Raw genomic sequence first — 13,448 nt, 5'->3', positions numbered from 1 at the left:
ACACCGCCAGACGCCCCATTGCAAAGCCCAGCTCAATCGAGCTGGGCTTTATGCATTGTGCTGTTGAACGGCGACACAGAAGCCTCCCCAAAGGGAGGCTTTGTTGCGTCTGAGACAGATATATTACAAATAGGTATTAGCGGTGGCAACCAGTTGTGTTGAAAACTGGAAAATATCGTCTAGCTTGGTGATGGGGTGACGAGTTTCTTTTTTCTCTTCGTCAAATAAACCGATATATTTCTGTGTCCGATTGAAGTGAAGTCGGCAGATCGGTTTTCTATTATTGTCATCAACCAGAATTCCAAAATAACTTTGAGTGTCTCTATAGGCGATCCTGTTGGAATCTATAGCAGTGCGAATAATAGATAACACCAGATAAAAGCCTTCTATTTCTTCTTTGGTAGTAGTGATGGAAGCTTCTTTTGACTCTTCTACGTTGGAATTGTCATCTTCAGGGATAGTCGGAGTGGTTATAGGCCCTGTGTTGTCCATTGCAGTTTTTAGCCTATCATTTATCCTATCACTGATATACTGGTTGAGCGCCTTTGTTACGATGGATGAGAATTGATCCCGTACTTTTTGAGTCAACACGCCATTGTATATTCTTGTTGCAAAAAAACGAACGAAGTCTTCTTCTGGGTTTTTATATTGGGTGTTGAGAATGCTTTTGGTTTGTTGAACATACTTTAATTCTTCTGCTGCATTTAAAATAGAGTCTAAATTAAATGACTGTTTTGTCATTTTCGCTATTTCAGGAATGGCATGCTCATCTATGTCTTCCAGGTCTAATTGTAAAAATGGTTTTTCATCCATTTTATTTGGTGCATCAAGGTCAGTAAAAAACAAATATTGATGACCATTAGTTAGGATGGCGATTCGAGCTTGTGTTGCAGCAAAATATCGGAATAACTGGGAGGCATGCTGGACAGAGAGTGATTCTGAGTATTTTTTGCATTCAACAAGAATTTGAACTTGATTGTCCTTTACTAAAGCATAGTCTACTTTTTCACCTTTTTTGGTTCCGACATCAGCAGTAAATTCAGGGATGACTTCAGTTGGATCAAAAACATCATAGCCAAGAATCGTGCTTAAAAAGGGCATTACTAGGGCGTTTTTGGTAGCTTCTTCAGTTTGTAGAGAGGGCCCTAGTTGTCTTGATCTGCTAGATAAGGTATTGAGCTTGTTTGTAAACTCCATGAGATGCTCCTTTTAATTTATGCCAAATATTTTTCTATTCTTAAAGAAATGGCATTGACTTGTCAATTCATGCTGCATAAAGATGGTTTGTGTTTAGATAATTACATTTGATGCGCAATAAAAAATAGCCTCCAAAATTGGAGGCTATTTATTTTAACGGCAACAAAAAACTTGAATGGTTTAGTAATAACTGACCACCAGTTGGCCGCGCTGCTTGTCTTTGGGCGTGAGGATATTGAAGCTGCGCAGCTTGTCGCTGCGATCCAGGTCATAGCCTTTGGCGGCGACCTGGCTGCTGGCTAGGGCGTCGGCGTTGGCGCGCACCGGCAGGTTCTCGCCGTTGGCCGCGAGGGCCTGGATATGGACTGGCGCCTTGCATTTGCCGACTTCCAGCCGGCTGGGGCCGTTGACGCGGCTGGGCGCGTCGAGTGCCAACGGGCATTGGGCTTCGACGATGCGGCCGCTGAAGGTGATGACCCCGCCGTCGGCGTGAGCAAAAGACGACAGCAGCAGGAAAGCCATGGCGGCGAGAGGCGCTGGATGTGTCATGTGGATACCCCGTTTGATCTAGTGACGTTGCGCTCAGCGGTCTGTGGCCGCTGTGGTGGTGTGGCCTTCTAGGTATAGGCGGTATCCGGATTGATTCCAGGAAAAAATTAATATATTAAAACTATATTTAATAGAAAATTACTATAAATGTTTTAAATCAAGCCTTTGTTGGATTAAGTTTGTTTAAAGTCTGAGTCAGAAAAGCCGCTCTCCAGTTTTGGAGGGGCGGCTTTTTTCATGGGCGCGGCGGGGCGTGTTCAGCCGGTCTGCCCGGCGCGTTGCTCCAGCTCCCTTTGGCGTTCCGTCTTGATGATTTTGTAGATCCATTGCAGCGATACGCCGTAGCGACGCGCCAGTTCGGCGTGGTTGCCGCCGGTGAATTCGCCGTAGATCTGCTGGTCGCGCAGGGAGGACTGATAGGACAAGCCGATGGGAAAGTAGATGTTCTGTCCGCCCCAGTGTTTGGCCATGCGTTCGGCGATTTCCTGCCCCAGTTGCTCCGCTTGTTGTTGTTCGGTGTTGGCGAGCTGTTTCAGCGTCATGGCCACGTGCTGGGCCAGGTCGACGAGCAGTTCCGGTCCTTTGCTGCGAAAGCGTGCTTGCATGGCGTTGTCCTTTGGCGGCGGTATCGATGACGGCCATTATCGCCGTCTTCGCGCGCGCGGCCCGGATGACGGCTGTCAGCGCCGGCGCGGTCCGGCTTTCTGTAAAGAGGGTTAAAAGACCGCAATGGGGACGATGGCGCATCCTTGCCCTCGTTCGATGGCCAGGCGTCGTCGGCAACCGTCCTTGCGAGTGATCTCGCCTTTCTTCCCACGATGTCCAGGAGCCCGCCCGTGGCCAGCACTTCCCAAATCGTTGACGCGCTGTTGGCGCGTTTGCGCGGCGCTTTGCCGTCATTGAGCGTCGAGCATTGCGCCGCGCCGGCCGATTACCGGCTTGAACATCCGCAAGGCGTGCTCTTGTTGAGCTATCGAGGCAGCCAATTCGCCTTGCCGCGCGATGTGGCCGGCGTCTGCCAGCTGCGCACGCTGCAGTTGGAGCTGACGCTGCTGCTGCGGCGCGCCGGGGCGCAAGTCAACGATACGGAAGCGCTGGACGCGGCGCGGCGCGCCTGCCTGGGATTCTCCGCGCCGGATTGCCGACCCGCCTGTCTGTCGAGCGAAACCTTTTTGGGCTTCAGCGACGGCATCGCCCGTTACGCCATTTCGCTGGCCGCCGACACCTTGCAGGTGGCGGAGGCGGCCCCGGGGCATGAGCCTGTGTTAACCGCAGTCACTAAGGAGGAGCAAGCATGAAGTATTTGTATTCCGGGCCGATCAGCGGCGTCACTTTGGCCGACGGCCAGGAAATCATGTTGTTTCCCGGCGCCGAGGTGGAGATGCCGGAACAGCACGATTACACCCGCGTGCTGTTGGCCTTGCAGCATCTGAGCCCGTTGCCGCAAGCGGCGGCATCGACGTCCCCTAGCGCTGAACAAGGAGCTTGAGCATGGCAGCCAATTATCTGCATGGCGTGGAAACCATTGAAGTGGAACGCGGCGCGCGCCCGGTGCGCACCGTCAAATCGGCGGTGATCGGCCTGATCGGCACCGCGCCGCTGGCGCCGGAAGCGGCCAATACCCCGGTGTTGTGCCTGTCGGAAAAAGACGGGGCGGCCTTTGGCCCGCAGCTGGCCGGCTTCACCATTCCGCAAGCGCTGAACGCGATCTACGATCACGGCGCCGGCACCGTGGTGGTGATCAATGTGCTGGACCCGGCGCTGCACAAGAGCTCGGTCGCCGGCGAGGCCGTGACGCTGGACGCGGCCACCGGCCAGGGCAAGACCGCCAAGGCGGCGCTCTTGAACGTGACGGTGAAGAGCGCCGACGGCGCCACCGCCTACGTGGCCGGCACCGACTACCTGCTGGACGCGGTCAACGGCAAGATCACCCGGCTGAAGGACGGCGCCATCGCCGCCGGCGCCGGCCTGAAAGTCAGCTATGACTACGCCGACCCGGCCAAGGTCACCGCCGCCGATATCATCGGCGCGGTCAACGCCGCCGGCAACCGCACCGGCCTGAAGGCGCTGCAAGATACCTATAACCGTTTCGGCTTCTTCGCCAAGCTGTTGATCGCGCCGGGCTTCTGCACTCAGAACTCGGTGGCCAGCGCGATGGCGGCCATGGCCGACAAGCTGGACGCCATCGCCTATGTCGACGCGTCCATCGGCACCAGCTTCGCCCAGGCGCAAGCGGGCCGCGGCCCGGCCGGCGGCATCAACTTCAATACCTCCAGCGACCGCGTGCGCCTGTGCTATCCGCACGTCAAGGTGTTCGACCCGGCCACCAACGACACCCGTCTGGAGCCGCTGTCGGCCCGCGCCGCCGGCCTGCGCGCCAAGGTGGACAACGACAAGGGCTTCTGGTGGTCCAGTTCCAACCAGGAGCTGGCCGGCGTCATCGGCGTGGAGCGCCAGCTGACCGCGATGATCGACGACCCGCAGTCCGAGGTGAACCTGCTGAACGAGCAGGGCATCACCACGGTGTTCTCCAGCTTTGGTTCCGGTTTCCGCCTGTGGGGCAACCGCACTGCCGCCTGGCCCACCGTCAGCCATATGCGCAACTTCGAGAACGTGCGCCGCACCGGCGACGTGATCAATGAGTCGATCCGCTATTTCAGCCAGCAGTTCATCGACATGCCGCTGAACCAGGCCACCATCGACGCGCTGGTGGAATCGGTGAACGGCTACGGCCGCAAGCTGATCGGCGACGGCGCGCTGCTGGGCTTCAAGGCCTGGTTCGACGTGGCGCGCAATCCGGAGACCGAGCTGGCCGCCGGCCATCTGCTGATCAGCTACAAGTACACGGTGCCGCCGCCGCTGGAACGTCTGACCTTTGAGACCGAGATCACCTCGGAATACCTGTTGAGCCTGAAGGGAGGCAATTGATCATGGCAGGCAAGATTGAAATCAACCGCATCACCAACGCCAACATCTACATCAACGGCAACTCGCTGCTGGGCCGAGCCGAGGAGATCAAGCTGCCGGACGTGTCCGCCATCATGCAGGAGCACAAGGCGCTGGGCATGGTAGGCAAGATCGAGCTGCCGGCCGGCTTCGACAAGCTGGAAGGCGAGATCAAGTGGAACTCGCTGTACAAGGACGTGGCCAAGATCATCGCCAACCCGTTCCAGGCGGTGCAATTGCAGGCCCGCTCCAGCATCGAGACCTACGGCGCGCAGGGCCGCCTGCAGCAGGTCAGCCTGGTGACCTTCCTGACCGTGATGTTCAAGAAGAATCCGCTGGGCACCTACAAGCAGCATGAAAACGCCGATTTCAGCTCTTCCTTCTCCGCCACCTACATCAAGCAGGTCGTGGACGGCGAGGACGTGCTGGAGCTGGACTACCTGGCCAACATCTTCCGGGTGGGCGGCAACGACATGCTGGAACTGTACCGTCGCAATATCGGCGGTTGATGGAGGGCCGGCCGCCGGCCGGCTTGTTTCTCTCTTTCCGCGCTGACGAGGCTGGACCCGGCTTGGCCGGGTCCGCCGGAGCCGCGGGGAGGCGACCGGCGGCTTCAAGCCTTTCCCTAAAGGGCTTTAACAGACCCGACGGGCCGTAAACCGGACAATGAAGCTCATCAACCACGCAGCCCGCGACCAAGGAGCTCACATGAAGATCAAACTCAAATACCCGTTCACCAACGCCGCCGGCGAACGTCTGGACAGCCTGGACATCAGCCGTCTGAAGCGCGCGGATCTCAAAGCCGCCAGCCATCACAGCCAGGACGACGCGGACCAGGAGGATTTCCTGTTCGCGCGCATGACCGGCCTGACGCTGGAAGACATCGACCAGCTCGACATCGCCGACAGCCGCGCGCTGGCGGACTGCTTTCGCGACATGGTGGGCGTCTCCGACGACGCTTAAGGACTTCGACGAAGCGCTGCTGACCGTGCTGGGCCTGCCGCCGTCGGAAATCGACGCGCTGGCGATGGACGACTACTGGTTTTGGTGCGAGGTGGCGGAGCGAGAGATCCAGCGCCGTCACGAGCGCGAACAGCAGTGGCTGGATCGAGACTGATTTTTCCTGCGCCGCGCGTCCGCGCGGCCCGGGGCCGGCCCATCCGTCAGGACGCCCGCCGGCCCCACCCGGAGCCGCCGGAGCTGGTTTGGCGGCCTTCCCCTCATACTCACAGGCTAACACCATGGTAAGCGAGTTTTTCATCGGTCTTAAGGTGGGAGCGACGCTGTCCGGGGTCTTCGACAACGCCTTCCGTTCCGCCCGCGCCTCCTTGGACGAACTGGGCAAGACCAGCTTGCGCCTGCGCGACCGCCAGCGCGAGCTGAGCGACAGCGTGGAGCGTTCCCGCAAGGCCTTCGCCGCGCTGGATCTGCCGCAGCTGGAACGGGATCACCGCAAGCTGGAATTGACGCTGGACCGCTTGCGCCGGCGTCACGACGCCTGGCTGGACAGCGTCAAGCGCGGCCAGGGCGTCAAGCTCGCCCTGCCCGGCGTGTCCCAGGTCAGCGAGATGGTGGCCAAGTGCCGCGTCGAGCTGCAGGCCTCGGTGAAGGTCAAGGCGGTGATCGAAGTGGAACAGCGGGTGCTGGAAAGCCAGGAGCGGCAAAAAGACGCCACCTGCAATCCGCGCCCGCCGACCGTGCCCAAGCGCCCGACCCCGCGCGGAGACGGTGGCGACAAGTCCAAGGACGCGCCGCCCGATCTCGAATCCACCCTTCAGCGTCTGCGCACGCCCGGCATCCAGCGATGGATAGGCGTGGCCGACGCTGTTCAGCTGTCCTCGCGCTGGCTGTCCGACGCCGCCGGCAAAACCCACGAAGTCTTGTCCAAAGGCCTGGGCAATAAGGCCTTGCGCTATGTGCACGGCAAGCTCAATCCCTTGCTGGGCGGCAAGCTGCCCAGCGTGGACGCCATGCTGGGCGCGCTGGCAAGCACTCGCGACGCCGGCGACACCGTCGCCAAGGGCGCGGCCAGAGTGGGCCAGGCGCTGCGCCGCTACGCCGACACCCCGGGCAGCGTGCTGGCCAAGATCGCCGCCGCCAGTGAGACGCTGCTGAAAGAAGACGGCGCCAGGGCGGCCCAGCCGGGCAAGGCGGGAGGCGCGGCGGCCAAAGGCAAGGCCGGCGGCGGCAAGATCCGTTCCGCCATTCGTCTATTGCAAGGCCTGCCGGCGCCGGACGCCACGCCCCTGATCGAATTCAACGACAAGGTGGGCAGCATCAGCCGCGATGTGGCCAAGGCGGCCGGCACCGTGCACAAGACCTTGTCGCAAGGCATGGGCAACAAGGCGCTGCGCTATGTGCACGGCAAGCTCAACCCGCTGCTGGGCGGCAAGCTGCCCAGCGTGGAAAGCCTGCTCGGCTCGGTGAAAGCGCTGGAGGACGGCGCGACCAAGGCCGGCGAGATCAGCGACAAGGTGGGCAAATCGCTGCGCCGTTACCAGGACACCAAGGGCGGCTTGCTGGGCAAGCTCTGGGCCGCCGGCAGCGAATGGTTCAAGGAAGACAAGCCGGGCGCCACTCAGAGCGAGACGGACAAACCCGGAAGCAGCCAGAGCCAGACGGACAAGCCCGGCGGCTGCATGGAGGCCAAGCCCGAGAACTGCTGCTGTTGCTGCCAGCCGGCCACGCGCGACATCGACAAGCCCGGCGACGGCATGGACCCGGATCGGGACCAGCGCAAGAAGGAAGAGCGGCGCGAGCGCGGCCGTAAAGAGCGGCGACCCAGGCCCAAGCCGCGTCCCAAGCCCGGCCCGAAACGGAGGCCAAGCCCGCAGCCGAGACCGAGCCCCAGGCGGAGCCCGCGTCCGCGGCGCCTGCCCAAGGGCCGCGGCCTGCCAGGCGGCATCGGCGAAGCGTTCCGTCGCGGCGCGGCGTTGGCCAAGGCCGGAATCAAAGGCTTGGGCAATGCGCTGAAGCAGGTGCCTGGCATGCTGCGTAGCGGTGCGCAGAAAACCGGGGACTGGCTCAAGAGCCTGCCGGGCAAGGCCAAGGCCGGCGCGCAGAGCGCGGCCAGGGCGGCGGGTTCGGTGGCCAGCCGCGTCGGAGCGGGGCTGAAGCGTCTGCCCGGGCTGGCGCGCGGCGGCATCGGCGGCGCGGCCAAGCTGGCCAAGGCGGCGGCCCAGCGCGCGGCGCCCTTGTTGAAGGCCGGCGCCGGCGTGGCCAAGGCCGGACTCGGCATCGGCAAGGAAGTGTTCAAGCGCACCGGCGGCCTGCTCAAGGCCGGCGTCGCCGGTTCGGTGATCACGGCGTTGGAGGCCGGCCAGGAGGCGTGGAACGTCAGCAAGTCCAATCGCAGCCAGACCGAGAAGAACAAGGAGTACTGGAAGATAGGCGGCAAGGCCGGCGGCTCCATCGGCGGCGCGGCGATGGGCGCGGCCATAGGCAGCATGATTCTGCCCGGCGTCGGCACCTTGGTGGGCGGCGTCATCGGCCACTTCGCCGGCAAGTACGCCGGGGAATGGGCCGGCGGCAAGGTGGGCCAGGCCATCCACGGCGCGCCCATGCCCGGCAAGGCCAAGCAGCCGCCCGCCGCGCCGCCTGCCGCCACCCAGCCGCCGTCGCGGCCGCCCAAGGTGGACTTCAGCGCGTTGGCGGGCAAGCGCGGCGGGGTCGGCGCGGAAGTGACGGCCAGCGTCTCGGTGTCCGCCCAGGCGGAAGTGCGCGCCCGGCAGCTGCAACGCCTGCAACAGGGCGGCGCGGCGGCCAAGGCGCCGGCCAAGAACGCCGGCGGCGGCATGAACGTCACCTTCGCGCCGCACATCACCGTTACCGCCGGCGCGGCGGCCACGGTCAAGCAGCAGGTGCAGCAGGCGGTGCAGTTGTCCTACGTCGAGTTCGAACGCCTGATGCGGCGCTACGAGGCGGACAGGCAACGGCGTAGTTACAGCGCCCGCGCTTGAGTCGCGGAGCCCGGCGCGCCCGCGCGCCGGGTCCTCTTTCCACCCATTCGGAGGGCAACCCATGTACGCGGTACTGGGCAATATCGAGTTTGATCTGATCAGTTATTTCGACGGCCTGGAACAGCGCAGCGGCAGCGACTTCGCCGAACACGGCCGCATCGGCGGCAAGCCGGTGTTGCAATTCGTCGGCGACAAGCTGGACGAAATCCGCATCGACCTGGTGCTGCACGCCGCCTACTGCCAGCCGGACGAGGAGCTGCAAAAGCTGCAGGCGGCACGCCTGCAGCACCAGGCCTTGGCCTTGGTGTTGGGCAACGGCGACTACAAAGGCCGCTTCGTCATCGCCGAACTGCAAAGCACCGGCCGCCAGACCGACCGCAGCGGCAGCCTGTTGGCGGTGGAGGCCCAGCTCAGCCTGCGCGAGTACGGCGGCGACGCGCCGCCCAAGCCCAAGCCGGCGCTGGCCAAGGCCGCCGCCAGCCTGCCCGCGGGCAAGCTCAAGCTGCCGGCCGGGCTGGAGCGCTTCAAGGCCGACATCGCCGGCCTGGCCAAGACCGTGGCCCAGGTCAAAAGCGTGGTGGGCAAGGTCAAGACCGTGATCAACACCGCGCGCGAACTGCGCCAGCTGGCCGGCCGAGACCCGGCCGCGGCGCTGGAAAAGCTGCCCGGCCTGCTCAAGGAGGTGCAGGCGCTGGCCCCCGGGCTGCAAGTCAGCGGCGAGCAGATGGCCAAGTTCGAGCAATACAGCAAGCTGGCCGGCGACGCGGTGCGCGTCGGCCAGAGCCTGCAGCAGGCCAAGCTCAATATGACGGCGATGGGCCGGCTGCTGGCCGGCACCCAGGCCGGCCAGGTGCTGGACAAGCTGGCCGCCTGCGAAGAAATCAACGGCCGCTCCGAGGTGGCCTTGCGCGAACTGGCCGAGCCGCTGGCCGGCCTGGCCGCCAAGGCCGCGGTGCGGCGCATCCTGAGGTGAAGCCATGTTCCTGAATCATGTGACTCAAGAAAACGAACGCTGGGACCAGATCGCCTGGCGTTATTACGGCGACGTCGGCCAGATGGCGCAGCTGATCGCCAACAACGCCCACATTCCCATAGGCGAAACCCTGCCCGCCGGCCTGATCCTCGCCGTTCCGGTACTGGAGGCCGCGGACAGCGAGGCGCTGGAGCAACTGCCGCCGTGGAGGCGCTCATGAGCGACAGCCGCGCGCAAGAGGTGCCGACGCCGGCCTTCGAACTCAGCTACAACGGCAAATCCATTACCGCCGACATCGCTCGCCACGCGCTCAGCGTCAGCTATACCGATCACCTGAGCGGCGAATCCGACGAGCTGGACGTGGAATTGGAAGACGTGGACGGCCGCTGGCTGGACGGCTGGTATCCGGACAAGGGCGCCACGCTGGCGTTCAAACTGGGCTATCGCGGCGCGGCGCTGGTGGCGGCGGGCAGCTTCGACATCGACGAAGTGGAATACCGCTCGCCGCCGTCCACCGTGCGCATCCGCGCGTTGGCCACCGGCGTGCAGCACCCGCTGCGCACCAAGAACGGCCGCGCCTATGAGCAGATCACGCTGCAAGCGCTGGCCCAGCGCATCGCCAAGCGCCACCGGATGAAGCTGCAGGGCAAGATCGAGACGGTGAACATAGACCGGCTGACCCAGTACCACGAAACCGATCTGCAGTTCCTGCAACGGGTGGCGGACCAGCACGGCTATGTCTGCAAGGTGATGGACAACAACCGCAAGCTGGTGTTCTGGAAGCGTAGCGACCTGATGCGGAGCGCCAGCGTGCGCCGCTACACCCCGGCCCAGCTGATGGCCTGGCAGGCCCAGGACCAGCTCAGCAAGGTGCCGGCCCAGGTGGACGTCAGCTATCACGACCCGGCCAAGCGCGCGCTGCGCACCGCCAGCGTGCGCGCCGACGCCAAGGCGCCGGGCGGCAAGGCCAGCAGCGCGGACACCGTCAAGCTCACCCGCAAGGCCGCCGGCAAGCGCCAGGCCGAACAGATGGCGGCGGCGGAACTGGAGCGCCGCCAACTGGACCGCACTCGCATGTCCATCACCGTGGACGGCTCGCCGCAGCTGGCCGCCGGCAGCAATATCGATCTGGACGGCTTCGGCAAATTGTCCGGCCGCTACCAGATCCAGCGCGCCAGCCACCGCATCAGCCGCCAGGACGGCTATGTGTGCGAGCTGGAATTGAAACGGGTGAGCGCCGGCGCCGCCCAAAACCCGCAAAAAGAGAGGAGCAAGCCATGATGGACGTACCCCTGCCGGAAGCGCTGGCCACCCTCAAGTTCGGCAGCGTCTCCGCCGTGGACGCCAATACCCAGCGCGTCCGAGTGCGGCTGCCGGAGTTGGGGCGTCTGCGCACCGCCTGGCTGCCGGTGCTCAGCCGCAAGAGCGGCCGCGACAAGGACTACTGGCTGCCGGACATCGGCGAGCAGGTGGCGGTGCTGCTGGACGCGCGCGGCGAGGACGGCGTGGTGTTGGGCGCCATTTTCTCCGCCGCCGACGCGGTGCCGGTGGCCAGCGTCGATAAATGGCATCGCCGCTTCGCCGACGGCGCGACGCTGGAATACGACCGCGCCGCGCATCAGCTCACCGTCAGCGGCGGGGTGCAAAAAGTGGTGGTGGAGGCCGGGGCGGAAATCGTCCTCAAGGCGGGGGCCAAGGTCAGCATAGACGCGCCGGCCACCGAGATCAGCGGCACCTTGCTGGTCAAGGGTCTGCTCACCTATCAGGGCGGCCTGAACGGTTCCGGCGGCAGCGGCGCCAGCTTCTCCGGCAACATCAGCCAGAGCGGCGGCAGCTTCAACAACGCCGGCGGCGACGTGGTGGCCAGCGGCAAGAGCCTGGCCGGCCATGTGCATCCGGCGCCGGGCGGCATGACGGGCGGGCCGGTGTAGGCGCGGCGCTTAGCTGGGCCGCGGCGTCAACAAGCCAGCCCCGACGGATCTCTCCGTCGGGGCTGGCTTGCGTGTTGAATCAATCCCTTAGAGCAAGCGGTTCAACTCGCTGGCCGCATTCAGCTGCATCGCATGCAGCGGTTCCAGCATGAAGGCGAGGTGCTGGTCTTGCGTTCCGCCGTCTGCGCTCTGCCACAGCAGTTGCAAGGCCGCGCCCAGGCTGCTGTTGGCGGCGTCCAGTTCCAACAGGTGGCGGCTGGCGATCTGGCGTATGGATTGGCGGCAGCGGCTCAACTCGTCTATCACCGCGTCCAGCACGCCCAATTCCGTATGTTGCTGACGCAGCGCCTGCAATTGGGCGATGGCCTGCCCCAGCTGACGCGTGGCTTGGCCTTCGGCGGCGGAGGGGAGGGAGGAGAGGGCCATGATGAGGTTTCCAATTGATGTCGGCGCAGCCTGTCCGGGACCGATCGGAAGCGGGCAAGTCCATGGCGGGGCGGCTGCCGGCCTGCGCGGGCCGCGTTCCCGGCGTCGGGAACGCCGGCGCGTCGTGGATTGTCGTCCAGCGCCGAGCTTGGGGTCAAGGCCGGGAAGAGGACTGTCGCGCCCGCGTCGTTTTAGTCCGCATTTCACATTTTCCTTTGCGACTGATCCGCCGCCGGCTATAACCACACTTACAAGTCATGATAAAAGCATGTGTTTTTCTGTGTGTTAATACTAAGTGACTATACGTAGTGCGCTGCATCAGGGAGGGCGGGTCAGCCGCCCGTGAAGCGGCGCCGTCCGTAGCGCGTCGGGCAGGAAGCGGCGGCCAAGGGGGCGGATGGCACCGGGGGTTCCAATACAAGGAGCACGATCGATGTCATTGCAACAGTCTGTCACCGCCAGCGCGCGCTGGGGGTGGCTGCTTCTGGCCTGCGTCGCCGCCGGCGCCCAGGCCGCCGACATGCCGGAGGCCTCCGCGGCCGCCGCGCTCAAGGCCTTGAAAAGCACGCCGGCTGGGCGTCACAGCTATTACACCGGCGGCGTGCACAACACCGTAGGCTGTCTGTTGCCGGGCAGTTGCGTCTATCCGCGCAAGCCCGGCGAACCCAGTGATCCGTTGTTCCCCGAGTGGTGGGTCAGCGATTGGACCATGTATCGCATCTTCAATCAGGCGGCGATCCAGCAATACCCGCCGCCGTACGCCTCGCCGCCAGCCGGCATGAGCGAGGGTCAGGACTACGAAAAGTCCTACGGCGCCAGCTACTACGACGCCAGCTATGTGCCGGCGGACGGCGACGGCCGCGGCGCGATGATGGAACACTATGAAAAACGCTGCCTGCCCATCTTCCCCGGCAGCAACCAGTACAGCTGCTCCTTCGTGTCCTTGGGCAACAAGGCTTATTTCCTGCGCTACGCGGACCGGCCCAAGGGCACGCCGCAGTGCTGCCAGTTCTCCTTGGACAATCACCCGCCGCGCCGCGACTTCATCAAGCATCTGCCGTACAACGCCGAGCAGAGCACGCACCTGAACGGCAGCGTCCAGGCGTACTCGCGGATAGTGCAGCCGGGCAGCATCCTGTTCGGCTACGCCTTCTACAAGCAAGCGACCCGCGACGGCGGCAAGGGCGCGCCGTACCGGCACCCGCAGTCCTTCTTCTTCTCAGGCGATCCCGGCTCTCCGCCGGACGCGCCCATGGTCAGCCAGAACTACAGCCACTTCCGCGCGCAGAAGCCGGACCCGAAACGGACCTGGCTCAAAGTGGCCGAGATGTGCCCGGCCAAGCCGGAATGGTGCTGCCTGTTCGCCACCGATTGCCCGGACAAGGGCAAGACCGACGCGCCGGCGGCCGACAAGGGCAACGCTCAACCCGACCCGAGTTGGGCCACTTTGCAGCCGTAAAGGAACCG

General features: G+C 63.5%; 16 protein-coding genes. 12 read left to right on the top strand and 4 right to left on the bottom strand.

Annotated features, from left to right (window positions below):
* Nucleotides 1–123 precede the first annotated feature (123 nt).
* From QUG03_RS22340 to QUG03_RS22330, 3 genes are all read right to left on the bottom strand, one after another.
* Nucleotides 124–1,197: a type I restriction endonuclease gene (locus QUG03_RS22340; protein ID WP_500821026.1), complete on the bottom strand. Its 1,074-nt coding sequence runs from the start codon at nt 1,195–1,197 to the stop codon at nt 124–126.
* A 180-nt stretch (nt 1,198–1,377) separates the two neighbouring features.
* On the bottom strand, nt 1,378–1,746 hold the full coding sequence (locus QUG03_RS22335) for a type 1 fimbrial protein (protein WP_146176776.1): 369 nt from the start codon (nt 1,744–1,746) through the stop codon (nt 1,378–1,380).
* 257 nt (nt 1,747–2,003) lie between these two features.
* Nucleotides 2,004–2,351: a Mor transcription activator family protein gene (locus QUG03_RS22330; RefSeq protein WP_107801535.1), complete on the bottom strand. Its 348-nt coding sequence runs from the start codon at nt 2,349–2,351 to the stop codon at nt 2,004–2,006.
* A gap of 231 nt (nt 2,352–2,582) precedes the next feature.
* On the opposite strand from QUG03_RS22330, the gene QUG03_RS22325 reads away from it, so the two are divergent.
* The 11 genes from QUG03_RS22325 (at nt 2,583) to QUG03_RS22275 (ending at nt 11,555) form a co-directional block, all read left to right on the top strand.
* Nucleotides 2,583–3,044 (top strand): Gp37 family protein, encoded by a 462-nt coding sequence (locus QUG03_RS22325; RefSeq protein ID WP_500821025.1) that lies wholly within the window; start codon nt 2,583–2,585, stop codon nt 3,042–3,044.
* Nucleotides 3,041–3,235, top strand: coding sequence for a hypothetical protein (locus QUG03_RS22320; RefSeq protein WP_486636232.1), 195 nt, complete (start codon nt 3,041–3,043; stop codon nt 3,233–3,235). The genes QUG03_RS22325 and QUG03_RS22320 overlap by 4 nt, the downstream gene beginning before the upstream one ends.
* A 2-nt stretch (nt 3,236–3,237) precedes the next feature.
* Complete coding sequence (locus QUG03_RS22315; RefSeq protein ID WP_500821024.1) at nt 3,238–4,674, top strand: phage tail sheath subtilisin-like domain-containing protein; 1,437 nt, start codon at nt 3,238–3,240, stop codon at nt 4,672–4,674.
* 2 nt (nt 4,675–4,676) lie between these two features.
* Complete coding sequence (locus QUG03_RS22310) at nt 4,677–5,201, top strand: phage major tail tube protein (RefSeq protein WP_043592621.1); 525 nt, start codon at nt 4,677–4,679, stop codon at nt 5,199–5,201.
* Between the two features lie 199 nt (nt 5,202–5,400).
* Complete coding sequence (locus QUG03_RS22305; RefSeq protein WP_107801531.1) at nt 5,401–5,655, top strand: phage tail assembly protein; 255 nt, start codon at nt 5,401–5,403, stop codon at nt 5,653–5,655.
* Between the two features lie 25 nt (nt 5,656–5,680).
* The gene (locus tag QUG03_RS22300) at nt 5,681–5,809 is read left to right on the top strand and encodes a GpE family phage tail protein (RefSeq protein ID WP_191186169.1); all 129 of its coding nucleotides are present in this window, start codon (nt 5,681–5,683) and stop codon (nt 5,807–5,809) included.
* Nucleotides 5,810–5,933: 124 nt separating this feature from the next.
* Nucleotides 5,934–8,651 carry a glycine zipper domain-containing protein gene (locus QUG03_RS22295; RefSeq protein ID WP_500821023.1) on the top strand — a complete coding sequence of 906 codons (2,718 nt, stop codon included), beginning with the start codon at nt 5,934–5,936 and terminating at the stop codon, nt 8,649–8,651.
* Nucleotides 8,652–8,712: 61 nt separating this feature from the next.
* The gene (locus QUG03_RS22290; protein ID WP_227106019.1) at nt 8,713–9,624 is read left to right on the top strand and encodes a phage tail protein; all 912 of its coding nucleotides are present in this window, start codon (nt 8,713–8,715) and stop codon (nt 9,622–9,624) included.
* A gap of 4 nt (nt 9,625–9,628) precedes the next feature.
* Nucleotides 9,629–9,844 (top strand): tail protein X, encoded by a 216-nt coding sequence (locus QUG03_RS22285; protein WP_107801528.1) that lies wholly within the window; start codon nt 9,629–9,631, stop codon nt 9,842–9,844.
* The gene (locus QUG03_RS22280; RefSeq protein ID WP_500821022.1) at nt 9,841–10,905 is read left to right on the top strand and encodes a phage late control D family protein; all 1,065 of its coding nucleotides are present in this window, start codon (nt 9,841–9,843) and stop codon (nt 10,903–10,905) included. The genes QUG03_RS22285 and QUG03_RS22280 overlap by 4 nt, the downstream gene beginning before the upstream one ends.
* A complete protein-coding gene (locus QUG03_RS22275; protein WP_227106023.1) occupies nt 10,902–11,555 on the top strand; it encodes a phage baseplate assembly protein V in 654 nt (217 codons plus the stop codon). Before QUG03_RS22280 ends, QUG03_RS22275 begins: the two co-directional genes overlap by 4 nt.
* A gap of 87 nt (nt 11,556–11,642) precedes the next feature.
* Here QUG03_RS22275 and QUG03_RS22270 read toward each other — a convergent pair whose 3' ends face one another.
* Nucleotides 11,643–11,981, bottom strand: a complete 339-nt coding sequence (locus QUG03_RS22270; protein ID WP_107801526.1) for a hypothetical protein — start codon at nt 11,979–11,981, stop codon at nt 11,643–11,645.
* A 433-nt stretch (nt 11,982–12,414) separates the two neighbouring features.
* Here QUG03_RS22270 and QUG03_RS22265 point away from each other — a divergent pair, with 433 nt between their 5' ends.
* On the top strand, nt 12,415–13,440 hold the full coding sequence (locus tag QUG03_RS22265) for a hypothetical protein (protein ID WP_500821021.1): 1,026 nt from the start codon (nt 12,415–12,417) through the stop codon (nt 13,438–13,440).
* Nucleotides 13,441–13,448 lie beyond the last annotated feature (8 nt).

The organism is Chromobacterium sp. CCUG 30098 (assembly GCF_059916605.1).
The sequence above is the reverse complement of the archived record's forward strand: the minus strand, read 5'-3'. Positions and strand labels throughout refer to the sequence as shown.

Coding starts and splice junctions, on each gene's coding strand:
- QUG03_RS22340 (WP_500821026.1), bottom strand. CDS start 1,197: ATGGAGTTTACAAACAAGCTCAATACCTTATCTAGCAGATCAAGACAA.
- QUG03_RS22335 (WP_146176776.1), bottom strand. CDS start 1,746: ATGACACATCCAGCGCCTCTCGCCGCCATGGCTTTCCTGCTGCTGTCG.
- QUG03_RS22330 (WP_107801535.1), bottom strand. CDS start 2,351: ATGCAAGCACGCTTTCGCAGCAAAGGACCGGAACTGCTCGTCGACCTG.
- QUG03_RS22320 (WP_486636232.1), top strand. CDS start 3,041: ATGAAGTATTTGTATTCCGGGCCGATCAGCGGCGTCACTTTGGCCGAC.
- QUG03_RS22315 (WP_500821024.1), top strand. CDS start 3,238: ATGGCAGCCAATTATCTGCATGGCGTGGAAACCATTGAAGTGGAACGC.
- QUG03_RS22310 (WP_043592621.1), top strand. CDS start 4,677: ATGGCAGGCAAGATTGAAATCAACCGCATCACCAACGCCAACATCTAC.
- QUG03_RS22305 (WP_107801531.1), top strand. CDS start 5,401: ATGAAGATCAAACTCAAATACCCGTTCACCAACGCCGCCGGCGAACGT.
- QUG03_RS22295 (WP_500821023.1), top strand. CDS start 5,934: ATGGTAAGCGAGTTTTTCATCGGTCTTAAGGTGGGAGCGACGCTGTCC.
- QUG03_RS22290 (WP_227106019.1), top strand. CDS start 8,713: ATGTACGCGGTACTGGGCAATATCGAGTTTGATCTGATCAGTTATTTC.
- QUG03_RS22285 (WP_107801528.1), top strand. CDS start 9,629: ATGTTCCTGAATCATGTGACTCAAGAAAACGAACGCTGGGACCAGATC.
- QUG03_RS22280 (WP_500821022.1), top strand. CDS start 9,841: ATGAGCGACAGCCGCGCGCAAGAGGTGCCGACGCCGGCCTTCGAACTC.
- QUG03_RS22275 (WP_227106023.1), top strand. CDS start 10,902: ATGATGGACGTACCCCTGCCGGAAGCGCTGGCCACCCTCAAGTTCGGC.
- QUG03_RS22270 (WP_107801526.1), bottom strand. CDS start 11,981: ATGGCCCTCTCCTCCCTCCCCTCCGCCGCCGAAGGCCAAGCCACGCGT.
- QUG03_RS22265 (WP_500821021.1), top strand. CDS start 12,415: ATGTCATTGCAACAGTCTGTCACCGCCAGCGCGCGCTGGGGGTGGCTG.